Here is a 20,249-nt window from a genome sequence, read left to right as displayed (position 1 = left end):
TTCCGCGAAGACGCGGCACGCAACCGCAAGGATAACAGCCCGGGCAACATCGCCATCCTGCGTCGCCGTGCTCTCGACGTCATGCGCAGGGACACGTCGAAGGGCTCGCTCTCCATCAAGCTCAAGAGGGCAGGCTGGGATGACGACTTTCTCCGAAACGTTCTCAATGGCTTACTCGCGTGAGCCATATGCGATTGCCCTGTCTGACCAATCGACTTCTGCCATAAACTTTAACCCGCATCCTTCCGCCCAACGATATGGTCATCGTAGAGGTGCAGCAGATACTGGTCCACCAGACGCATAAGCTTTCTTGTTCAAGCGGCGAGTTTACAGAGAGGCTTGACCTTACAAACTATCTCATCTCGCCCGGTGAGAGGAATGCTGCTATTCTGTGGCTGCGCCGTGGTGGTGGTGGAAGGCGCAACCGTCCAACCTTTTGCACGGAGACACCACCATGATCGTTCTCGGAATCCTCGTTTCCATCGCAGCTATCGGCACCATGTGCTGGCTGCTGTTCAATCTCGCCGTATTCGCTTTGCCGTTCTTTATTGGCCTGAATGCAGGCGCCTTGGCCTATGATACTGGGGCTGGCTGGCTCGGCGGCATCGTCGTTGGTCTTCTCGCCGCCGGTCTGACGCTGGCTGTTGGTCAGGGCCTGCTCATGCTGATCCGCCCGATGTGGGCGCGTCTGCTGATTGCTCTGGCCTTCGTCGCTCCGGCGGGAATGGCCGGGTTTTACGCCACGCTCGGTATTGTCAAGCACATGATGCCCTCGGAGATATGGCAACTCATCTTCTCGGTGATCGGAGCGGTTGCGGTGGGCGTGACGGCGTTCCTGCGCGTTGCCGGCATGGCGGCAACCGACCACGCGGACGGCGGCTTTGCACGAACCTGAACCGCAATGATCCGTTGATGGCGACCAGAAGCGGATGCTGATCGTTTTCCGTCTTCGTCAGGAAAATGGTGACAGACAGCGGCCAATCACCGGATCAACCTGGGGCACAGACGCGGCCCATAGGAGCGCAGGACGGTCGGCACCAGCGCGTGCAGACTGACGGGAACCCGCGGGTGGTGGCATGCCGGTGGAACAGGCCGGAAGCAGAGATGCGCATGATCTGAGACGCAGGGTGACAGGAAAGGCCGGTGTTGCCGGTCTGGTCATCCTGATGGAGCCTCGAGGTTGCCACCGTCCCCGTTCAACCCCCGTGTCTCGACCGCTCCAAACGGCCTCTTCAATGGCCTGATCTGGCCGAAGAGCAGCGCGATGCGCTTCGACCGCTTTAGCGCAACAGCGTCGTCACAACTTTCTTCCCCTGACGGCAGAGCCGCCATTCCGCGCGGAACAAGAAAGTTCCTCCTGTGCTGTCCAGCCCCCGAGGGGGTGCGCCAGCGTTCGTCTCCGGCCGGTCGATCGCCATAGAGGCCGCAATGGTGCGGGCTCGGAAACGGAAATCGGAGACTTAAAATGGCAACCATCGGCACCTTCAAGAAGACCGGCTCGAACGAATTCACCGGCGAAATCGTCACCCTCAGCGTCCAGGCCAAGGGCGTGCGCATCATCCCCGACCTGCGCGCCACCGGCGAGAACGCCCCCAGCCACCGCGTTCTGGTCGGCCGCGCTGAAATCGGCGCCGCCTGGTCCAAGCGCTCCAACGAGGGCCGCGACTATCTGGGCCTCAAGCTGGACGATCCGAGCTTCAACGCTCCGATCTACGCCAACCTTTTCGACGAAGAAGACGGCGAAACCTTCTCCCTCATCTGGTCCCGCCCCAACGGTCGCCGCGGCGACTGAGGCGCGGAACAAAGGCTCCGACCGCAAGGTCGGGGCCTTTCTCATGCCTGCGGGAAAGCCGCTAGGCCCGGTGACCTGTCCGGGCTGGAACTGCTCAGCCGGTCAGGATCGGGATCATGGTTTTCACATGGGCGTCGATCCGTTCCAGCACGAGCGGGGGGACCACTTCGCGTTCCGGCAGGGTCCACCATTTCGTATCAATGCGTTTCACCGTCTCGACAACGGCCTTGAGAACGGCTGGCTCGGGAAGCCTTGCCCGATTGGCAAACGTCTTCCAGCGGGCCGGAGCCAGGCCCTTGAAGGCTCGCTCGCCGCCCAGAGACAGCGCCAGCCCATCTGCCGGAATATAGGGAACGGTCGAAAGCATGTCGTAGATCGGTGCAAGAGCGGGCGTGTCGCCGTCGCCCGGATAGATCAGCGACCAGTTCTTGAGGTGCATGTCGCCATTGCCCATGACCACCGAGAAGGTCAGCCGCCGAACAAACTCCAGCGCGGTGAACGGCGAGATCGCAACATTCAGCACAGAGGCGATGTCGTGGGAGGCGGCGCCATCATATTTGCGCGCCGGGTACAGGCCGAAAACCTGCGCGAAATCCTCGATATGGATGCGCTGCCCGTGTGTCCCGCGATCAAAACGCCGCACGAGCAGGATCAGCCCCTCGGCAAGTGTTTCGAACTCTTCGGGTATCCCCTCGAACTGGTCTCGGCTGACCAGTTCCCGCTCGGGCACGTCCATGCCGATTGCTTCGGCAAGCGCGAGGTTCGCAAACTCGTTTTCCGACACGCCCGGAAAGGCGGTCGAGGGGAATTTTGCAATATATTGGCCCTCGTCATCCCCGAGCGGCAAGGTCAGCCCCCCGCCCTTGCCCGTGTTCTTCATCACCGAGAGCTTCATCTGCACACCCGCCAGCGAGAAGCGGGCTTTTGGCCGCCCTTGGGCGGGCGCTGTTGCGATGCCCGGTTGACCGTCACTGGGCAGCACCCGAACGGCACCCGGCAGATCCGCGCCCAGAGCTGTCAGGAGATCGAAATCATTCCCCGGCCGTACATTGCCCGCATGGTGCTTTTCCATCGCCTCACGCAGCCGGTCTTCGGGCAGCAGGTTGGCAAAGAAGGGCGGCAGGCTGCCTGCGACAGGTCGCGGATCCTTGCGCAAGCCCCCTGATGCCGCGCGCAGTGACAGGCTCAGGACCGGAATGCCGCCGGTCGCGCGATAGGCCGGATCAAGGCTGAAGGCGTTGAAATCACCCGGCGTCCTGACGATCGTGCCAACCTTCGCACTGTTCAGAAACACGTCCAGCGCGGTGATGGTCTCAGCGGTACGGACGGCTGTCATCGTCGCTCTCCGGTTGCGGGCTGAAGGCCGGGTGATCGTCCTCGGCATCCGGGCGCAAGAGCGCCTCGATGGCTGGCACCATCGTCTGTGGAACCAGCATCATTTCCAGCCCAAGCGCCCTGGCAATGTTGATCAAAGTCGTGGTGCGCGCGGCTGCTGCCCCCGTCTCGATGTCGCGGTAGCGCGGGCGCGAAATGCCCGCAAGATCGGCCACCTGCTCCTGGGTCAACCCCGCTGCAAGACGCGCGCGGCGAAAATGGTCGCCGATCAGCCCCAGTGTTTCTTTTTCCGCCTTCATGTGATGCCTTTACGGATCATTACTGTCGCTTTGATCTGAATACGTATCCTGGTCTATTGCGAACGTCAAGGATATGATCTCTAAACGAATCATTCAGATGTCGGCTGCATCGTTTGGGGCTCAATCAATCGCGGAGCAACGCCGAACTAATCCAAGGCAGAAGTGCTGCTCTTTCGAGCCATGGCCAGCGAATCGGGCACATCGAACGCTGTGCTGCGCAAATCGCCTCACGGTGTGCCTCAGCGATTTCATGTGGCGGATTGAGCAAGAACGACTAAAATAGCCGTAGTTCTGGAATGCGCGCCGGTCGCGATGGGAAGTGATCATGCATGATCACCGCTCGACAGTCGCGGGCCGCGCGCGCGTTACTGGGTTGGACGCAGGAGACGCTCGCTGACAAGGCCCGAATATCGTTAACTGCCCTGAAGCGCCTCGAGTCCGAGAACCGGCTGGAGGTGTATGAGACAACGCGGGATCAGGTGCGCCGGGCGCTTGAAGCAGCAGGGATCGTTCTCCTGTCCACGGATCGCGGGCAAGGAGTGTTGCTGGTACATGGCCAAGACGAGAAGAGACACCGACAGATCCATGACGCCTGACCGGCGCGGGCGGCATCATCGATCCGCTGCGGCGGCCTATGCTCTGTGGCGACCCGCGACATGACATCTCCGGTTCCTCCCTTCGACGATATTGCACCTGTTAGCGACGAGCTGACCAAATATGATCGCGCGCATATCAAGCTCTATATGCGGCTGCTCGATGCCGCCGGTGATGGGGCGGAATGGACCGAAGCCGTCAATGTGCTGTTCGGAATTGACCCTGTTCGGGAACCTGAACGCGCCCGGCAGGTCCATGACAGCCATCTGGCACGGGCGCGCTGGATGACACAGAGCGGCTATCGTCAGCTGCTGCGTCATCCGACAGATCGGACCTGACCTCGCCGCCGTCGCACCAGTGATGCCTTCAGAGCATCACCCTATGTCCTTGTTCTGGCTTCCATCTCGGTAGAGGCACCGCAATTCTTTCACGCTCCACCTGTGCAGTTTCAACCAGGAGCGGAGCAATGAAGCCGGATACATCCCGCTGGCGAGACCAGGACCAGTATGAATTCTACGATGCGCTGCCCGTTGAGGGCGTCGCCTGGGAATGCCTGCGCCGTAACGCGTCCTATCAGGCCAGTTTCGATGACCTTGTAGCGCAAGGCGCCGGGCATCTTCCCCTTGCGGATCACGTCCAACATCGCTGGGGGTTGCGATTTCCCGGCAGACCCCGGCTTTTCCGCGCTCGACCAACCGGTCATCTGGTCGCCTGTTGCCAATCCGGACATGCTGATGCTCGGGGCATCGCCCGATTTTCTTCCGCCTTCTCCGTCCGCCTTATCGGTAGATCTTGCTGATGCCATCTGCGGACCAGAGGGGGTATATGGTGTCTGTGACGCCAGAGACGGCGTTCAATATCTGATCCTCGCCGACACCGATGCCAATTCGCAGCCGGCGATCATTCTGCCACTTGACGAAAATCTGCCGGATCGGCTCGAAGCCATTCTCAGGCTCTGGCACATGCTGGCCGGGAAACCCGCGCGCCGCGACCCCAGGATGACGCCGTATCAGCGCCGGCGGTTTCGCCTGATGATGCAAGCTGCCGACGGAAACGCCAACCACGCGACCTATCGTGAGATTGCCATCGCCATCTACGGAGAGGCGCGCGTTCGCGCTGAGCCGTGGAAGACATCGGCTTTGCGCGCCTCTGTCATCGCCCTTGTCCGATCTGCCGCCGCGCTGATCGACGGCGGTTATCAGGACCTTTTGCGCCATCGTCGCAAACCCTGACACTGACGTCTGATCGAGGGTGAGGATTCTACCCCTTCGATCTTCCTCATCCCCCTTGCCGCCGCGCCTTCGCCACCGTGCGCATGTCATGCCGTTGATCGTCAGCGGCATCCTGCACAACCACGGAGGCCACCCCATGCGACCTGATCTCGCCGCCTTGCCGCCACGCTACCTGCGCACCAAGGAAGCTGCCGATTTCCTCAGCCTGTCCGCGCGCACGCTGGAAAAGCACAGAACCTACGGAACGGGACCTGCCTATCACAAGCTCGGCGGCCGCGTTGTCTATTCGGTCGAGGATCTCGCAGCCTGGGTTGCACGCGGATCGGTTACCTCCACGTCGGACCCACGCGGACAGGTTCTCCCGGCGAAACCTCTGCCGCCGACCGCATTCACCTCGCCCAAGCGCATTACGCGCTGAACACGGCGGTCAGCCCTCTATGGCAGCGCAGCACCCATCCGCCTCGGAACGCGGGCAACTCGATCTGTTTCGGGCGCTTCCCGGTGAACTCGCGCCACGAGACGCGCAGGATCTCATGGCTTATCCTTTCTTTTCCCTTTCCAAATCGCACCGTATCCGCCCAATTGACTTTGCGCTGGGCAACGTCTCGATCCGTGTCGAAGCTGTTCCCGATCACGGTATGGCGACGATCTGGGACGCCGATATACTGATCTGGGCGGCCAGCCAGGTCGTGGAAGCGCGGGACGCCGGTCTGCGCACGTCGCGCCTGATGGCGGCAACGCCTTATGAAATCCTGACATTCACAGGGCGCGGAACCTCCCTGAGGGACTATCAGCGCCTGAAGGCGGCGCTGGACCGGCTGCAATCGACCACGGTTGCAACCTCGATCCGCCAGCGCGCGAATGGACGGCGACATCGTTTTTCGTGGATCAACGAATGGCACGAGCGGACCGATGCCAATGGCCGTCCGGACGGCATCGAGATGATCGTGCCCGACTGGTTCTACAGTGCGGTTCTGGATGACGCCCTGATCCTCACCATCGACCGGGCCTATTTCAATCTGACCGGCGGGTTGGATCGCTGGCTCTATCGCCTGGTGCGCAAGCATGGTGGGCGACAGAAAAACGGTTGGCGGTTCGACTTCCGTCACCTGCACCAGAAATCGGGCAGTCTGTCGCCGTTCAAGCGCTTCGCCTTCGAGCTGCGCGACATTATCCGCCGCCAGCCACTGCCCGGCTACACCCTGTTCGCCGAGGTCGAAACCGGCGGCCGGATGCTGCTCGCTTTCGAGCCTGTCCCGGCCTGTGGAAAACCTGTGGATAGTCTCGTGCTATCGGGAACCCGGACTATCGTGCCATCAGGAACCGGAGGCTCGTGCTATCGGGAACCCAAACACCTCCTATCCTTCGGTAACAAAAGCGAAAATCGCGCCCTTAACTTAGAGTCTAACACAGAATCTAACTTTGAAGAGCGGCGTCGCGATGTGGAAAAGCTCATCGCGAAGGCTGGTGCGGCCCTCAGATCGGGTGCCCATAAAGGCAAGCTGACACCCCCAAAGCAAGGATCGCCCGCGTCAACAAGCACGCCTGAACTTCCTCTCGGCAAGCCGGGAGGACAGCGATGATCGTCGCTCTCCTCAATCAGAAAGGCGGTGTCGGAAAAACCACGTTGGCGCTGCATCTCGCCGGTGCGTGGGCTGCGGAAGGCAAACGCGTCATCCTGATCGACGCCGACCCGCAAGGCTCCGCACTCGACTGGTCGGAGCGGCGCAGCGATGAAGGGCTGCCAAGGCTGTTCACCGTCATCGGCCTGGCCCGCGATACGCTGCACCGGGAAGCGCCGGAGCTGGCGCGTGACGCCGACCATGTCGTCATCGATGGTCCGCCCCGTGTCGCTGGTCTGATGCGCTCAGCGCTGCTTGCAGCCGATCTGGTGCTGGTCCCGGTGCAGCCATCTCCTTTCGACGGCTGGGCCTCCGCCGAGATGCTGGCGCTTCTGAACAAAGCACGCATCTATCGTCCTGAACTGGCCGCCCGTTTTCTGCTGAACCGATGCGCTGCGCGCACCGTCATCGCCCGCGAAACGGCTGAGACACTGGCGGACCAAGATCCGCCGTTGCTGGCCACGACCATCGGCCAGCGCGTCGCCTTTGCTGAAGCCGCACAAACTGGGCGACTGGTCTCAGAGACCGATGGCGGCGAACGGGCTGCACAGGAGGTCACAGCGCTGGTGGCCGAGATCGATAGCCTCGGGATCGGGAGGATTGTGCGATGACACGTCCACCCGCCAAATCCGGCTTCGCATCGCGTCCGGGTAATCCCGATAGCTGGGTCAGGGCCGCCGATGCGCCGGCAACCGGAAAGATGGCTGCCGAGGCGTTTACCGCCCGCCTGACCATCGACATCACACCCGAACTGCGCGGGCGCATCAAGGTGGCCGCTTTCCGGCGCGGCGTCACCGTCGCCGTGATGTTGCGCGAGCTGCTGGTCCGCGAGTTTCCACCCACCGAAGGAGATCAGCCATGACCGGCAAGACCGCGTGTGCAGTGCATGAACATCCGCGGCCGGGCGGACCAGCTCCGTTCACCACATTGGTCGAACTGACCTTCCAGAAGAAGAAGGTCGAGCGCTGGATCAGGTTCGGTCACAAGAGCTTTGAGCAGATCATCGACCGCCGCTGCAGTCTGATCGGTTTTGCGCCCGAAAGCATCTTTGCCTTCGTCCGCTGGGCCTCCAACGATTACGGCACCATCGTCTCGCGGCTCGACATCCTGCGCGCCGTTGGTCGCGGCGAACCGTACCAGACCGTGCCCTTCGTTCGTCCTGGCTGCGAGATCCTGCTGCGTATTGATGGCTGGCGACAAGTCCAGCGGGTGCTGGCCCTGATTGATGCCGTGGACGCGCTTGGCATCGATCCGGCGGATGTTGCGCCGGACCATTGGCGGCACGTCCACAACCGCTTGAGTGCCGGTCAGGAACCCAACCCCTACACCCCGGAACGCCATGCCGCGTGGCTCAACCGCCGGAGGATCTGGACATGAGCCGCCGTCATATCCTCGCCGTGTCCATGCTGGCCGTCGGCACGCTTGTCGCCACGGCGGTTGCCGATCTGCCAACCCGGCTGATCTGGAACGCGACTGCCAGCGCGCCCATCGGCTTCTACACGGTTGCTCCCGCCGATACGCTCGAAATTCCAGAACTCGTCGTCATCGCGCCGCCCGAACCGCTGGAGCAGTTCATGGTCGAGCGCGGCTATATCGGGCGGGGCGTGCCGCTGTTGAAACGCGTCCTCGGCTTGCCGGGACAGCGCGTCTGCCGCAGCGGTGCGACGATCACCGTCGATAACGTCGAGATGGGCGCCGCACTGGAGCGCGACCGCATGGGCCGCGATCTGCCGGTCTGGCAGGGCTGCCGCATCATCCGCGACGGCGAACTCTTCCTCATGAATTGGGACATCCGGGACAGCCTCGACGGCCGTTACTTCGGACCTGTTCTCGCCAGTTCCGTCATCGGGCGAGCGCTCCCGCTCTGGACCGATGAGGAAGGCGATGGCCGCTACGAATGGCGGGCGGCCACGCATTGAACCCACGCCAAATCCACAAACACAGGAGACATACCATGCCACAGATCGGTCAATTTGCGCGTGACGCATCCGGCTTCGCCGGTCAGCTCGTCACGCTCACCATGAAGCGCGATCTCGTTATCGTGCCCGCCGAACATTCCGATGCGGAGAATGCGCCGGACTATCGCGTCCATTTCATTGAACATGACGGGCCGGAGGTCGGTGCTGCATGGAAACGCACCGGCGAAAAGGCTGGCGAATATCTCTCGGTGCTGCTCGACGATCCCGCCTTACCGCAGCCGATCCGCGCCAATCTGTTTCGCGACGACGATGCAGGCTCGTCATGGTCGCTGCACTGGAGCCGCCCGCGGCCCCGCGAAGATCGGGACTGAGATCATGCGATCCCGCGCCCTTCTTCTCTTCACGGCCCTTCTGTCGGCTGGCAGCGGCTCGATGCCGGCCATGGCGCAGGTCACGCCGCAACCTGCGCCTGTTACCGCGCATCCCCATGCTGCTTTCATTGCAGAGGCGTCACAGCGTTTCAGCATTCCAGAGCACTGGATTCGGGCCGTGCTGGGTGTGGAAAGCGCGGGCGATGTGCGCGCCATTTCATCGGCGGGCGCGATGGGACTGATGCAGGTCATGCCCGATACCTGGGCGGGCCTGCGCAGCCGCCATGGCCTCGGGCGCGATCCTTACGATCCGCGTGACAACATCCTCGCAGGTACGGCGTATCTGCGGGAGATGTGGGACCGCTATGGCAATGTCGCGGCCATGCTTGCCGCCTACAATGCCGGTCCCGGTCGCTATGACGAGCATCTGGCGACAGGTCGCGTTTTGCCCGCAGAAACACGCGCCTATGTCGCCACGCTCGCACCTGTTCTCGGCAGTGCGACTGCGCCTGATGTGCCGACGATCGTGCCGCCGCCGCCACAGGATTGGCGCGAAGCCCCGCTCTTCGTTGCGCAATCCGGCGGCATTTCAGCGGCGGTTGATCAGCCATCGAGCGACATCCACGCAACCGCTTCTCTGCGCGATCCCGCCGTTCAGGAGCCGCAGGACAGCGGCATATTCGTGGCCCGTGCGAGCAATGGAGATGCGCCATGAGCATGGCGTCTCCACGCGCCTTCGGTCCGCTTTCGGTGTGCAGTCAGGCTTGGGTGCGCCTGGCAGCATTCCCGGCAGGAAGGGCAAAAAGGGAAGGAAAGGCGGAGGGCAAGATAAAGGAAACCGGCACCCTGTCGGGGCGGTTTCTGGGCAAGCCCTTGTCTGCACACTGTTTTGGGGCGCGGCGCACGGCACCCTGCTTTTGGGTCTCGCGTGCCGCGATATGGCGCAAAGCCTTGGCTTTGTTGGGTTTTGGCCGGCACTATAGCCTAATATCTGCCGTTTCCGTGTCTAAACGGCATGGGATGCGCTCATGAGCGCCGACGACGAGAACCGCTTTCGCCCGAAGCCTGGCCGCATCAGGTCGGACGTGCCGAAGGCGGGCAAGGCGAAGAGCTTTCTGACGCAGGCGAAGAAGCTGGCGCGTCAGCATAGCAACAGCCCCGGCAGATCATCTTCATTCGCATCACGGACATCCTCGTCGTCTTCATCTGGTTCTGCCGGAAAGAGCGGGAAGGCGTCGCAGGCTGGCAAAGGTCCGGGCGTCAAGCGTGGTCGTGGTGCGGCCTTTGTCCGCGCCCGAACCCTGTCGGGCGGTTGGCGTCACAGTACGGCCGGAGCGCGCCGCGTCGTCGTCAAAACCCGTTATGTCCAAGGCGCGGGAAAGAATGGCAAAGGGGCTGCCCATCTGCGCTATATCCAGCGAGACGGGACATCGCGTGATGGCGAGCGCGGCCAGCTTTATTCGGCGAACGAGGACCGCGCCGATGGAGATGCGTTTCTTGACCGCGGCAAGGATGATCGCCACCAGTTCCGCTTCATCGTCTCGCCGGAAGATGCCGCCGATCTCACCGAGCACACCCGCGATCTGATGAGCCGCATTGAGGGCGATCTTGGCACGAAGCTCGATTGGGTGGCGGTCAATCACCACAATACCGGCCATCCCCATGCCCATATCATTGTTCGGGGCAAGGACGATCTGGGCGAGAACCTGGTCATCAATGGCGATTATCTCGCAAATGGTATTCGTGAGCGGGCCAGCGAACTGGTCACGCTGGAACTTGGACCCGCCACCGAGATCGAGCAGAGCCGCAAGTTGACTGCCGAAATCGACCAGGACCGCTTCACCCGGATCGACCGGGCAATGACCGAAGAGGCCGATGAACGGATCCTCGATCTGCGCCATGATCCCGACGACACGCGCCGCCAGTTCAACCGCACGCTTCGCCTGCGCCGTCTCGCCAAACTGGAAAAGATGAGGCTGGCAACGGAACATGCACCCGGCGTCTGGGAGCTTGGCGCGAAGATGGAACCAGCGCTGCGTGAACTCGGTGAGCGCGGTGACATCATCCGTAACATGCAAGAGGCGCTGAAGGCCGATGGGCAGGAACGTGATCCGATGACCTTCCAGCTTCACGATGCCGCACCCGCGGCACCCATCACCGGCCGCGTCGTCGACAAATATCTGACCGATGAGATGGGTGAAAAGCTGACCCTCGTGGTCGACGGGATCGACGGGCGCACGCACCATCTTCCCGGCATTGATCCGGCCCGCGTCGAAGATGCCCGGATCGGCAGCATCGTGGAAGTCGGTCCCGCCGATAAAGCACAACGTCCCTCTGATCGCACCATCGCTGCGATCTCGGAAAATGGTATCTACCGACCGAGCCGCCACCTCGAACAGGCGAAGTTCGAGGGACGTGTGCCGGGTGGCGACTATGAGGGCTATGTCGATGCCCATGTCCGGCGATTGGAGTCGCTACGCCGGGCCGGGATTGCCGAGCGGATCGACGCCGACCAGTGGCGCATCCCCGAAGACTTCGAGAGCCGCGCCACCGCCTATGATGCCGGTCGCAACCGGCAAGCTAGCATCCGTGTCGTCTCGACCTTCGATCTGGAAAAGCAGATCGGCGCCGATGGCGCGACCTGGTTGGACCGGCGATTGGTCACACCGGACGCCTCTGACCTTACCCCGGCAGGGTTCGGCCAGCAGGTGCGCGAGGCTATGGACCAGCGGCGTGAACACCATATCGCACAGGGCGATGCCACGCGGCAGCAGAATGGACGCATCCTCTATCGGCGCAACCTGCTCGCCAATCTGCGAGAAAGGGAAGTGGCCCGCGTCGGTGCGGAAATGGCCAGCAGCAATGGCTTGCCGTTCCGGGCGGCTGCCGATGGCGAAAATATCAGCGGCAAGTTCACCGGGACCGCACATCTATCGAGCGGCAAGTTCGCCATTGTCGAAAAGAGCCACGAGTTCACTCTTGTCCCATGGCGGCCAGTGATCGACCGCCAGCTCGGCCGCGAGGTTGCGGGCATCGTGCAGGGTGGATCGGTATCGTGGCAAATGGGGCGAACACGAGGGCTCGGGATTTGAGCCTTTGCCGATCTGGCACCTCGCAAATTGTTCTGTCGACATCGGCATCTGAAAGGGCCTGTCCGATGTGCCGCCGATAGTATCCGGCAACACGGCACCCCTGCTTTTCCTGTTGCCGCTTTCGAAAACGTCTATTCTTTGATCGGCTCCGACTCTCTTGCCGATTGGAGCCTGTATGCGTGGTGGCCGAATACTCTGGGGCCAGATCATTGTCGTATTCATCATTGTCCTGGTGATGGTCTGGACTTCGACACAATGGGTGGCCTTCCGCCTTGGCTTTCAGCCCCAGCTCGGCAATCCATGGTTCGATGTTGCCGGATGGCCGGTCTATTATCCTCCGGCCTTCTTCTGGTGGTGGTTTTCTTTCGACGCCTATGCGCCCGGTATTTTCACCGAGGGCGCGTTCATCGCCACGTCCGGGGCGTTGTTCGCTATCGCCGCCGCTTTTTTCATGTCGATCATCCGGCCGCGAGGCGCGCAATGTCGCCACCTACGGATCGGCCAGATGGGCCGAGGATAAGGAAATCCATGCCGCCGGGTTGCTTGGCCCCGATGGCGTGGTCCTGGGAAGACACAGCAAGGATTATCTGCGCCATGACGGCCCCGAGCATGTCCTTTGCTTCGCGCCCACCCGATCAGGCAAAGGCGTCGGTCTCGTTGTGCCGACGCTGCTGACCTGGCCGGGAAGTTGCATCGTCCATGACATCAAGGGGGAGAACTGGAATCTGACGGCCGGCTTCCGGTCCCATTACGGCCGCGTCCTGCTGTTCGATCCGACCAATGTTCATTCCGCAGCATACAATCCGTTGCTGGAAGTCCGCCAGGGGGAGTGGGAAGTCCGCGATGTCCAGAACATCGCGGATATTCTGGTCGATCCCGAGGGCAGTCTCGACAAGCGCAACCATTGGGAAAAGACAAGCCATTCGCTGCTGGTCGGCGCGATCCTGCATGTCCTTTACGCCGAGAAGGAAAAGACGCTCGCCGGCGTCGCGAGTTTTCTGTCCGATCCCCGCCGTCCGGTCGAGGCAACCTTGCGCGCCATGATGGACACGCCGCATCTGGGCGAAGCCGGTGTGCATCCCGTCATCGCTTCGTCGGCACGCGAGCTGTTGAACAAATCCGAGAACGAACGCTCCGGTGTGCTGTCCACGGCGATGTCTTTTCTCGGCCTCTACCGAGATCCGGTCGTGGCCCGCGTGACGGCCCGCTGCGACTGGCGCATTGCTGATCTGGTCGGAGCAAAAGAACCCGTCAGCCTCTACCTCGTCGTACCGCCCTCGGACATCAATCGCACAAAACCGCTGATCCGCCTCATCCTCAATCAGGTCGGGCGGCGGCTGACCGAGGAGCTGGAAACCTCCGGCAAGCGCCATCGCCTGCTGTTGATGCTGGACGAGTTCCCCGCGCTCGGGCGGTTGGACTTCTTTGAATCGGCACTCGCCTTCATGGCCGGTTATGGCCTCAAAGCGTTCCTGATCGCGCAGTCGCTCAACCAGATCGAGCGCGCCTATGGGCAGAACAACGCCATTCTCGACAACTGCCATGTGCGTGTCGCCTTTGCTGCCAATGATGAACGCACCGCCAAGCGGATCAGTGATGCGCTCGGCACGGCCACGGAAATGCGCGATTCCACCAACTATGCGGGCCATCGCCTCGCGCCATGGCTGGGGCACCTCATGGTGTCGCGGCAGGAAACGGCGCGGCCGCTCCTGACACCGGGCGAGATCATGCAGCTTCCGCCAACCGACGAGATCGTCATGGTAGCGGGTGTGCCGCCCATCCGCGCCGCCAAGGCGCGCTACTATGCCGATGCGCGGCTTCAGGAACGGGTGCTGCCGCCGCCCGATCTGCACAAGCAGTCGGTGAAGATGGAAACATCGGCACCAGACGACTGGACGAGCCGTGTTGTTGCGGCCGCGGCCGGCCACGGACCCGCGTCGAACAGGTCCGACGACGATCCTGCCAATGCCGGTATCCGTCTTGAGCCGGAGCTTCCCGAACATGAGGAAATCATCCCGCCACCACCGCCGCCATCGCAGGAGTTCGATTTTCTCGATGATGAGCCCGACGTCGATGCCGCCAAAGCCCGTGCCATGCGTCAGCGGATGCGCATGGTCGCGCGGCAGGCGTCACTCGACCCAAATGACGGCATCGAGCTTTGAGAAGGAAGACAGGCATGACGAGTCGCACCCGCATGAATGTCTACTTCTCCCCGGATCTGCTGAAGCAGGTCGAGGGTCTGGCGCTGCGTCGCAATGTTTCAAAATCCGCAGTGATCGAGGCTGCGGTAGCATCCTTCCTGTCCGGTGACACGACCGAACGGCTGGAAGCCGCAATGTCGCGACGCCTGGATAAGCTTGGCCGCCAGTTCGATATGCTGGACGAAGATGTCGCCATCCTCGGCGAGACGCTTTCGCTGTTCGTACAATTCTGGCTCACCATGACGCCGCCGCTGTCAGATAGCGCGAAACAGTCGGCACGCATCAAGGGCAACGAGCGCTTCGAAGGCTTCATGCAGACGCTGGGCAAGCGCCTGGCTTCCGGCGACAGATTCCTGAAAGAGTTGTCGCGGGATATCGATTCGCTTCACGATCTTTCGTCACAAGGCCAGTCCGAAGCGGATGGAAACCAGCTCTGAACTTTCGATCCATCCTATTTACCGCCCTGCGCCGCCGATGCCCGCACACGCGTAAACATCTGTTGAAACGGCCCTAAATCAGGTTCTTTTAATCGACCCCAATCCGGGGTCCGTCTTTTGCGCGTCCCGCCATGAACGGGGCCGCCATGACCGCATCACATCAGAAACCCGAGACGATTGCGCGTGGTGCGCGGATGCTGCGCACCGCGCTCGGTACATCGATTGCCCGGTTTCTGGAAGATCCAGCTGTGGTCGAGGTGATGCTGAATCCCGATGGCCGCATCTGGGTGGATCGGCTCTCCGAAGGGCTGGCCGATACGGGGGAGAGGCTGTCGGCTGCCGATGGCGAGCGGATCGTCAGGCTGGTCGCCCATCATGTCGGCGCCGAGGTTCATGCCCGCAATCCGCGTGTGTCGGCTGAACTGCCCGAGACCGGAGAGCGCTTCGAAGGGTTGCTGCCGCCTGTCGTCACGGCGCCGACCTTTGCCATCCGCAAGCCTGCCGTCGCGGTGTTCACGCTCGACGACTATGTAAACGCCGGGATCATGACCAGTGCTCAGGCCGAGGTGCTGCGCCTGAACGTCGCCACGCGCGCCAATATCCTTGTCGCGGGCGGCACCTCGACCGGAAAAACCACGCTGACCAACGCGCTGCTGGCAGAAGTCGCCAAGACTTCGGACCGCGTCGTGATCATTGAAGACACGCGCGAACTGCAATGCGCCGCGCCCAATCTGGTCGCGATGCGCACCAAAGATGGCGTGGCGACGCTCTCCGATCTGGTGCGTTCGTCGCTACGCCTGCGCCCGGATCGCATCCCGGTCGGCGAGGTGCGCGGGTCCGAAGCTCTCGACCTCCTTAAAGCCTGGGGCACCGGCCATCCGGGCGGGATCGGCACCATCCATGCCGGTTCCGGCATTGGCGCGCTGCGACGCCTCGAACAGCTCATCCAGGAAGCCGTCATCACCGTCCCGCGCGCCCTGATTGCCGAGACAATCGACCTCGTCGCCGTTCTTGCCGGACGCGGCTCTTCCCGCCGGCTGGTCGAACTCGCCCGCGTCGATGGGCTGGGGCCGGACGGCGATTACGCCATCACGCATCCCATCACTTTGGCAACCACCCCGAAAGGAAACCCTTCATGATCCGCACGATTTCACGCGGCTGCCGCATCATGGCAACCGCCGCTGCCACTGTTTCCATCAGTCTGATGCTGGCGCCTGCCGCACACGCCTCCGGCTCCTCCATGCCCTGGGAGGCCCCGCTTCAGTCGATCCTCCAGTCGATCGAGGGTCCTGTCGCCAAGATCATCGCCGTCATCGTCATCATCGCCACCGGCCTGGCGCTGGCCTTCGGTGATACCTCCGGCGGCTTCCGCCGCCTGATCCAGATCGTCTTCGGCCTGTCCATCGCCTTCGCCGCGTCGAGCTTCTTCCTGTCGTTCTTCTCGTTCGGCGGCGGGGCGCTCATCTGATGGCGGGCGGGTTTGAACAGCTCGATGCGGTGCCGGGCTTCTCCATCCCGGTTCACCGGGCGCTGACCGAGCATATCCTGCTCGGCGGCGCACCGCGTTCGATTGCCATCGTCAACGGCACGCTGGCCGGCGCCGTCGGCCTCGGCCTTCGTCTCTGGCTGGTTGGCATCGCCATCTGGGCGGTCGGTCATTTCCTCGCGGTATGGGCTGCCAAACGCGATCCGCTTTTTGTCGAGGTGGGCCGTAAGCATCTGCGCATACCCGGTCATCTGTCGGTGTGAGGGCGCAGCCATGATGAACCTCACCGAATATCGCCGTACCGCTACCCGCCTCGCGGATTTCCTGCCCTGGGCCGCGCTGGTTGGCTCGGGCGTCGTGCTGAACAAGGACGGCAGTTTCCAGAGGACTGCGAAGTTTCGCGGGCCGGATCTGGATTCCGCTGTTGCCGCCGAACTGGTCGCGGTCGCCGGGCGTATCAACAACGCCGTGCGCCGCCTCGGCTCCGGCTGGTCGATCTTTGTTGAGGCACAACGAAGCGAAGCCGCGACCTATCCCGGCAGCCAATTTCCTGATCCGGCCTCCGCTCTTCTCGATGCCGAGCGCAAAGCTGCCTTCGAGGAAGCGGGCACGCATTTCGTGTCAGGCTACTTCCTGACCTTCCTCTGGCTGCCACCCGCCGAAGATGCGGCTCGCGCCGAGACCTGGCTCTACGAGGGCCGTGAGCAATCCGGCGTCAATCCATGGGAGCTGATGCGCGGCTTCATCGACCGCACCGACCGCGTGCTGGCGCTGCTCGACGGCTTCATGCCCGAATGCCACTGGATCGATGACGCGGGCACGCTGACCTATCTCCATTCCACGATTTCCACGAACCGCCATCGTGTTCGCGTGCCCGAAGTGCCCATGCACCTCGATGCGCTGCTGGCCGATCAGCCGCTGACTGGCGGGTTGGAACCGCGCCTTGGTGACAAGCATCTGCGCGTCCTGACCATTATCGGGTTTCCGACAGCGACCACGCCCGGCCTGCTCGACGAGATGAACCGGCTCGCGTTCCCGTATCGCTGGTCCACCCGCGCCATCCTGATGGACAAGACGGACGCGACGAAACTCCTCACCAAAATCCGCCGTCAATGGTTCGCCAAGAGAAAATCCATCGCCGCGATCCTCAAGGAGGTGATGACCAACGAGCAATCGGCGCTGGTGGACACCGATGCGTCCAACAAGGCGCTCGATGCCGACATGGCCTTGCAGGAACTGGGCGCTGACGTCGCCGGCATGGCCTATGTCACAGCAACCGTCACCGTCTGGGATGCCGACCCCCGTATCGCCGACGAGAAGCTGCGTCTGGTCGAGAAGATCATTCAGGGCCGTGACTTCACGGCCATGCCGGAAACTGTCAATGCCGTCGATGCCTGGCTAGGCTCGATCCCCGGACATGCCTACGCCAATGTCCGGCAGCCGCCGATCTCGACGCTCAACCTCGCCCACATGATCCCTCTATCGGCCGTGTGGGCGGGGCCGGAACGGAACGAACATCTCGGAGCGCCCCCCTTGCTGTACGGCAAGACCGAAGGTTCGACTCCGTTCCGGCTTTCCCTTCATGTCGGCGACGTGGGCCATACCCTCGTCGTCGGCCCGACCGGCGCGGGCAAGTCCGTGCTGCTGGCGCTGATGGCGCTGCAATTTCGCCGCTATGATCGCAGCCAGATTTTCGCTTTCGATTTCGGGGGATCGATCCGGGCATCCGCGCTCGCCATGGGTGGCGACTGGCATGATCTCGGCGGTGGATTGACCGAGGGATCGGAGGTTTCCGTTTCCCTGCAACCGCTGGCGCGGATCGATGATGCCTATGAACGGTCATGGGCCGCTGACTGGATCGCCGCGATCCTGATGCGTGAAGGCATGATCATCACGCCGGAGGTGAAGGAGCACATCTGGACGGCGCTGACATCGCTGGCATCCGCCCCGGCGGGGGAACGGACCATCACCGGCCTTGCCGTGCTGCTGCAATCCAACGATCTGAAACAGGCGTTGCGCCCTTACTGCATTGGCGGCGCCTATGGCCGGTTGCTCGACGCCGAGGCCGAACATCTCGGATCAGCCGATGTACAGGCCTTCGAGATCGAGGGGCTGGTCGGCACTGGGGCTGCGCCTGCCGTCCTGTCCTATCTGTTTCATCGGATCGGCGACCGGCTCGACGGTCGGCCAACCCTGCTCATCATCGACGAAGGCTGGCTGGCGCTCGATGACGAGGAGTTCGCCAACCAGCTGCGCGAATGGCTGAAGACACTCAGGAAGAAGAACGCTTCCGTCATCTTCGCCACGCAATCGCTCTCGGACATTGACGGCAGCAATATCGCGCCCGCCATCATCGAAAGCTGCCCGACGCGGCTGCTTCTCCCGAATGAACGCGCCATCGAGCCGCAGATCACGGCAATCTACCGCCGCTTCGGCCTCAATGACCGGCAAATCGAGATCCTCGCGCGGGCCACGCCAAAGCGGGACTATTACTGCCAATCGCGGCGCGGCAATCGCCTGTTCGAGCTTGGCCTCAGCGAAGTCGGCCTCGCGCTCTGCGCCGCATCATCCAAATCCGATCAGACCCGTATCGCCGAACTCGTCGCCGAGCATGGGCAGGACGGTTTTCTCGCGGCCTGGCTGCGCCATCGCGGCGTCGAATGGGCCGTCGATCTGATCCCGAACCTCACAAATCTTGTCGAACGGACAGAGCCCGCTCGGCCGGTCGCGCCAGACCAAATCCATCCAGATGACAGCCAAGAAAAGGAGACCCTGCCATGATCCGTATCCCCGTTTCCCGATATGTCAGTGCATCCGTGCTGGCGCTGACGCTCGCCATGCCTGTTGCACTGTCGCCCATGCTGGCAAGCCCCGCTCACGCTTTTGGCTTCGGCCGCATCGTCTATGATCCGACCAACTATGCGCAGAACCTTCTGACTGCCGCACGTACGCTGGAGCAGATCAACCACCAGATCACCTCGCTTCAGAATGAAGCGCAGATGCTCATCAATCAGGCGAAGAATCTCGCCAGTCTGCCATATTCCTCGCTCCAGACTTTGCAGCAGAATGTCCAGCGCACGCAGCAGCTTCTGGCCCAGGCGCAGAACATTGCCTTCGACGTGCAGAACGTCGATCAAATGTTCCAACAGAAATACGGCAAGGTTTCGCTGTCCGCGACCGACGCCCAGCTCGTCGCCGATGCGCGGTCCCGCTGGCAGAATACGGTCGGCGGTTTGCAGGACGCCATGCGCGTGCAGGCTGGTGTCGTCGGAAATATCGACACCAACCGCGCTGAAATGTCCGCCCTTGTCGGGCAGAGCCAGAACGCCACCGGCGCGTTACAGGCGACACAGGCGGGCAATCAGCTTCTCGCGCTCCAGTCGCAGCAGCTTTCCGACCTGATCGCGCTGATGTCCGCCAATGGTCGCTCCGAAGCTCTGATCGAAGCCGAGCGCGCCACCGCCGCCGACCAGGGCCGCATCCAACGCGAGCGTTTCCTGACACCGGGATCGGGCTATCAGCCCGGCAATGCCCGGATGTTCGGCAACGGCAGCAACTGACCGGACAGGAGGGGCGCGACATGGACGGCAAGATGCTGGCCCGGCTTGGCGCGATCATATTCGTGGCCATCGCCATCACCGCGACGGTGATCGAAATGACACGCGAGGACGAACCAGCACAGCCCCGTTCGGCGCCGGCGCTTCAGGCGCCTGCCGATCCGCTGCACCAGAGCCTGCGCCACTGCCAGCAGTTAGGCGAGGCCGCCGTGAACGACCCCGGCTGCCTCGCCACCTGGGCCGAGAACCGCGACCGGTTCCTCGGCCGGACGCCGGTGCCCGCCGCTCCGCATCAGAACGGGGGACAGTGAA

The 20,249-nt window shown here is 62.5% G+C and carries 24 protein-coding genes and 2 pseudogenes; 24 read left to right on the top strand and 2 right to left on the bottom strand.

Annotation, left to right across the window (positions count from 1 at the left end):
* The 3 genes and pseudogenes from ACODTZ_RS18870 to ACODTZ_RS18860 all read left to right on the top strand — a co-directional run.
* A pseudogene (locus tag ACODTZ_RS18870) lies at nucleotides 1–183 on the top strand (ISAs1 family transposase); the annotation flags it as partial.
* A 271-nt stretch (nucleotides 184–454) separates the two neighbouring features.
* Entirely contained in the window at nucleotides 455–895 is a 441-nt protein-coding gene (locus ACODTZ_RS18865; RefSeq protein ID WP_038146389.1) for a hypothetical protein, read from the top strand.
* 570 nt (nucleotides 896–1,465) lie between these two features.
* On the top strand, nucleotides 1,466–1,792 hold the full coding sequence (locus tag ACODTZ_RS18860; protein ID WP_009450558.1) for a DUF736 domain-containing protein: 327 nt from the start codon (nucleotides 1,466–1,468) through the stop codon (nucleotides 1,790–1,792).
* Nucleotides 1,793–1,886: 94 nt separating this feature from the next.
* Here ACODTZ_RS18860 and ACODTZ_RS18855 read toward each other — a convergent pair whose 3' ends face one another.
* Nucleotides 1,887–3,128, bottom strand: a complete 1,242-nt coding sequence (locus tag ACODTZ_RS18855; RefSeq protein WP_309588302.1) for a type II toxin-antitoxin system HipA family toxin — start codon at nucleotides 3,126–3,128, stop codon at nucleotides 1,887–1,889.
* Nucleotides 3,106–3,426 carry a helix-turn-helix domain-containing protein gene (locus ACODTZ_RS18850; protein WP_309588304.1) on the bottom strand — a complete coding sequence of 107 codons (321 nt, stop codon included), beginning with the start codon at nucleotides 3,424–3,426 and terminating at the stop codon, nucleotides 3,106–3,108. The genes ACODTZ_RS18855 and ACODTZ_RS18850 overlap by 23 nt, the downstream gene beginning before the upstream one ends.
* Before the next feature lie 329 nt (nucleotides 3,427–3,755).
* On the opposite strand from ACODTZ_RS18850, the gene ACODTZ_RS18845 reads away from it, so the two are divergent.
* From ACODTZ_RS18845 to trbK-alt, 21 genes and pseudogenes are all read left to right on the top strand, one after another.
* Entirely contained in the window at nucleotides 3,756–4,022 is a 267-nt protein-coding gene (locus ACODTZ_RS18845; protein ID WP_020818551.1) for a helix-turn-helix domain-containing protein, read from the top strand.
* Between the two features lie 60 nt (nucleotides 4,023–4,082).
* Nucleotides 4,083–4,358, top strand: coding sequence for a DNA -binding domain-containing protein (locus ACODTZ_RS18840; protein ID WP_309588308.1), 276 nt, complete (start codon nucleotides 4,083–4,085; stop codon nucleotides 4,356–4,358).
* Nucleotides 4,359–4,486: 128 nt separating this feature from the next.
* On the top strand, nucleotides 4,487–4,819 hold the full coding sequence (locus ACODTZ_RS18835) for a transcriptional regulator domain-containing protein (RefSeq protein WP_309588310.1): 333 nt from the start codon (nucleotides 4,487–4,489) through the stop codon (nucleotides 4,817–4,819).
* Entirely contained in the window at nucleotides 4,749–5,252 is a 504-nt protein-coding gene (locus ACODTZ_RS18830; RefSeq protein WP_489027179.1) for a DUF2285 domain-containing protein, read from the top strand. The genes ACODTZ_RS18835 and ACODTZ_RS18830 overlap by 71 nt, the downstream gene beginning before the upstream one ends.
* Nucleotides 5,253–5,388: 136 nt before the next feature.
* Nucleotides 5,389–5,670, top strand: a complete 282-nt coding sequence (locus tag ACODTZ_RS18825; protein ID WP_010336149.1) for a helix-turn-helix transcriptional regulator — start codon at nucleotides 5,389–5,391, stop codon at nucleotides 5,668–5,670.
* Between the two features lie 19 nt (nucleotides 5,671–5,689).
* Nucleotides 5,690–6,835 carry a replication initiator protein A gene (locus tag ACODTZ_RS18820; RefSeq protein WP_309588316.1) on the top strand — a complete coding sequence of 382 codons (1,146 nt, stop codon included), beginning with the start codon at nucleotides 5,690–5,692 and terminating at the stop codon, nucleotides 6,833–6,835.
* The gene (parA, locus tag ACODTZ_RS18815) at nucleotides 6,832–7,485 is read left to right on the top strand and encodes a ParA family partition ATPase (RefSeq protein ID WP_309588318.1); all 654 of its coding nucleotides are present in this window, start codon (nucleotides 6,832–6,834) and stop codon (nucleotides 7,483–7,485) included. Before ACODTZ_RS18820 ends, parA begins: the two co-directional genes overlap by 4 nt.
* The gene (locus tag ACODTZ_RS18810) at nucleotides 7,482–7,736 is read left to right on the top strand and encodes a hypothetical protein (protein ID WP_309588320.1); all 255 of its coding nucleotides are present in this window, start codon (nucleotides 7,482–7,484) and stop codon (nucleotides 7,734–7,736) included. The genes parA and ACODTZ_RS18810 overlap by 4 nt, the downstream gene beginning before the upstream one ends.
* A complete protein-coding gene (locus tag ACODTZ_RS18805) occupies nucleotides 7,733–8,251 on the top strand; it encodes a DUF2840 domain-containing protein (protein WP_015740154.1) in 519 nt (172 codons plus the stop codon). The genes ACODTZ_RS18810 and ACODTZ_RS18805 overlap by 4 nt, the downstream gene beginning before the upstream one ends.
* A complete protein-coding gene (locus ACODTZ_RS18800; RefSeq protein ID WP_015740155.1) occupies nucleotides 8,248–8,793 on the top strand; it encodes a S26 family signal peptidase in 546 nt (181 codons plus the stop codon). The genes ACODTZ_RS18805 and ACODTZ_RS18800 overlap by 4 nt, the downstream gene beginning before the upstream one ends.
* A 35-nt stretch (nucleotides 8,794–8,828) precedes the next feature.
* Nucleotides 8,829–9,164: a DUF736 domain-containing protein gene (locus ACODTZ_RS18795; protein WP_010336155.1), complete on the top strand. Its 336-nt coding sequence runs from the start codon at nucleotides 8,829–8,831 to the stop codon at nucleotides 9,162–9,164.
* A gap of 4 nt (nucleotides 9,165–9,168) precedes the next feature.
* Nucleotides 9,169–9,879, top strand: a complete 711-nt coding sequence (locus ACODTZ_RS18790) for a lytic transglycosylase domain-containing protein (protein WP_405048942.1) — start codon at nucleotides 9,169–9,171, stop codon at nucleotides 9,877–9,879.
* Nucleotides 9,880–10,192: 313 nt separating this feature from the next.
* A complete protein-coding gene (locus tag ACODTZ_RS18785) occupies nucleotides 10,193–12,256 on the top strand; it encodes a relaxase/mobilization nuclease domain-containing protein (protein WP_489027175.1) in 2,064 nt (687 codons plus the stop codon).
* Nucleotides 12,257–12,431: 175 nt separating this feature from the next.
* Nucleotides 12,432–14,418 (top strand): annotated as a pseudogene (locus tag ACODTZ_RS18780) (conjugal transfer protein TraG).
* Between the two features lie 14 nt (nucleotides 14,419–14,432).
* Entirely contained in the window at nucleotides 14,433–14,894 is a 462-nt protein-coding gene (locus ACODTZ_RS18775; RefSeq protein WP_015740163.1) for a ribbon-helix-helix domain-containing protein, read from the top strand.
* 146 nt (nucleotides 14,895–15,040) lie between these two features.
* On the top strand, nucleotides 15,041–16,033 hold the full coding sequence (gene trbB / locus ACODTZ_RS18770) for a P-type conjugative transfer ATPase TrbB (protein WP_035746328.1): 993 nt from the start codon (nucleotides 15,041–15,043) through the stop codon (nucleotides 16,031–16,033).
* Nucleotides 16,030–16,362: a TrbC/VirB2 family type IV secretion system protein gene (locus ACODTZ_RS18765; protein ID WP_009450539.1), complete on the top strand. Its 333-nt coding sequence runs from the start codon at nucleotides 16,030–16,032 to the stop codon at nucleotides 16,360–16,362. The genes trbB and ACODTZ_RS18765 overlap by 4 nt, the downstream gene beginning before the upstream one ends.
* Nucleotides 16,362–16,643 carry a VirB3 family type IV secretion system protein gene (locus ACODTZ_RS18760; RefSeq protein WP_035746326.1) on the top strand — a complete coding sequence of 94 codons (282 nt, stop codon included), beginning with the start codon at nucleotides 16,362–16,364 and terminating at the stop codon, nucleotides 16,641–16,643. Before ACODTZ_RS18765 ends, ACODTZ_RS18760 begins: the two co-directional genes overlap by 1 nt.
* Before the next feature lie 10 nt (nucleotides 16,644–16,653).
* Nucleotides 16,654–19,161, top strand: a complete 2,508-nt coding sequence (gene trbE / locus ACODTZ_RS18755; RefSeq protein WP_309588329.1) for a conjugal transfer protein TrbE — start codon at nucleotides 16,654–16,656, stop codon at nucleotides 19,159–19,161.
* A complete protein-coding gene (gene trbJ, locus ACODTZ_RS18750; protein WP_309588331.1) occupies nucleotides 19,158–19,940 on the top strand; it encodes a P-type conjugative transfer protein TrbJ in 783 nt (260 codons plus the stop codon). Before trbE ends, trbJ begins: the two co-directional genes overlap by 4 nt.
* Before the next feature lie 20 nt (nucleotides 19,941–19,960).
* Nucleotides 19,961–20,248: a putative entry exclusion protein TrbK-alt gene (trbK-alt, locus tag ACODTZ_RS18745; protein WP_024707398.1), complete on the top strand. Its 288-nt coding sequence runs from the start codon at nucleotides 19,961–19,963 to the stop codon at nucleotides 20,246–20,248.
* The last annotated feature ends 1 nt before the right edge of the window (nucleotide 20,249 follow it).

This window comes from Rhizobium sp. FG113 (assembly GCF_057809895.1).
This window is presented reverse-complemented; position numbering and strand designations above follow the sequence as displayed.

Coding starts and splice junctions, on each gene's coding strand:
- ACODTZ_RS18865 (WP_038146389.1), top strand. CDS start 455: ATGATCGTTCTCGGAATCCTCGTTTCCATCGCAGCTATCGGCACCATG.
- ACODTZ_RS18775 (WP_015740163.1), top strand. CDS start 14,433: ATGACGAGTCGCACCCGCATGAATGTCTACTTCTCCCCGGATCTGCTG.
- ACODTZ_RS18805 (WP_015740154.1), top strand. CDS start 7,733: ATGACCGGCAAGACCGCGTGTGCAGTGCATGAACATCCGCGGCCGGGC.
- ACODTZ_RS18820 (WP_309588316.1), top strand. CDS start 5,690: ATGGCAGCGCAGCACCCATCCGCCTCGGAACGCGGGCAACTCGATCTG.
- ACODTZ_RS18785 (WP_489027175.1), top strand. CDS start 10,193: ATGAGCGCCGACGACGAGAACCGCTTTCGCCCGAAGCCTGGCCGCATC.
- ACODTZ_RS18850 (WP_309588304.1), bottom strand. CDS start 3,426: ATGAAGGCGGAAAAAGAAACACTGGGGCTGATCGGCGACCATTTTCGC.
- ACODTZ_RS18795 (WP_010336155.1), top strand. CDS start 8,829: ATGCCACAGATCGGTCAATTTGCGCGTGACGCATCCGGCTTCGCCGGT.
- ACODTZ_RS18840 (WP_309588308.1), top strand. CDS start 4,083: ATGACATCTCCGGTTCCTCCCTTCGACGATATTGCACCTGTTAGCGAC.
- ACODTZ_RS18855 (WP_309588302.1), bottom strand. CDS start 3,128: ATGACAGCCGTCCGTACCGCTGAGACCATCACCGCGCTGGACGTGTTT.
- ACODTZ_RS18790 (WP_405048942.1), top strand. CDS start 9,169: ATGCGATCCCGCGCCCTTCTTCTCTTCACGGCCCTTCTGTCGGCTGGC.
- ACODTZ_RS18765 (WP_009450539.1), top strand. CDS start 16,030: ATGATCCGCACGATTTCACGCGGCTGCCGCATCATGGCAACCGCCGCT.
- trbE (WP_309588329.1), top strand. CDS start 16,654: ATGATGAACCTCACCGAATATCGCCGTACCGCTACCCGCCTCGCGGAT.
- ACODTZ_RS18810 (WP_309588320.1), top strand. CDS start 7,482: ATGACACGTCCACCCGCCAAATCCGGCTTCGCATCGCGTCCGGGTAAT.
- parA (WP_309588318.1), top strand. CDS start 6,832: ATGATCGTCGCTCTCCTCAATCAGAAAGGCGGTGTCGGAAAAACCACG.
- trbK-alt (WP_024707398.1), top strand. CDS start 19,961: ATGGACGGCAAGATGCTGGCCCGGCTTGGCGCGATCATATTCGTGGCC.
- ACODTZ_RS18800 (WP_015740155.1), top strand. CDS start 8,248: ATGAGCCGCCGTCATATCCTCGCCGTGTCCATGCTGGCCGTCGGCACG.
- ACODTZ_RS18845 (WP_020818551.1), top strand. CDS start 3,756: ATGATCACCGCTCGACAGTCGCGGGCCGCGCGCGCGTTACTGGGTTGG.
- ACODTZ_RS18830 (WP_489027179.1), top strand. CDS start 4,749: ATGCTGATGCTCGGGGCATCGCCCGATTTTCTTCCGCCTTCTCCGTCC.
- ACODTZ_RS18760 (WP_035746326.1), top strand. CDS start 16,362: ATGGCGGGCGGGTTTGAACAGCTCGATGCGGTGCCGGGCTTCTCCATC.
- ACODTZ_RS18835 (WP_309588310.1), top strand. CDS start 4,487: ATGAAGCCGGATACATCCCGCTGGCGAGACCAGGACCAGTATGAATTC.
- trbB (WP_035746328.1), top strand. CDS start 15,041: ATGACCGCATCACATCAGAAACCCGAGACGATTGCGCGTGGTGCGCGG.
- trbJ (WP_309588331.1), top strand. CDS start 19,158: ATGATCCGTATCCCCGTTTCCCGATATGTCAGTGCATCCGTGCTGGCG.
- ACODTZ_RS18825 (WP_010336149.1), top strand. CDS start 5,389: ATGCGACCTGATCTCGCCGCCTTGCCGCCACGCTACCTGCGCACCAAG.
- ACODTZ_RS18860 (WP_009450558.1), top strand. CDS start 1,466: ATGGCAACCATCGGCACCTTCAAGAAGACCGGCTCGAACGAATTCACC.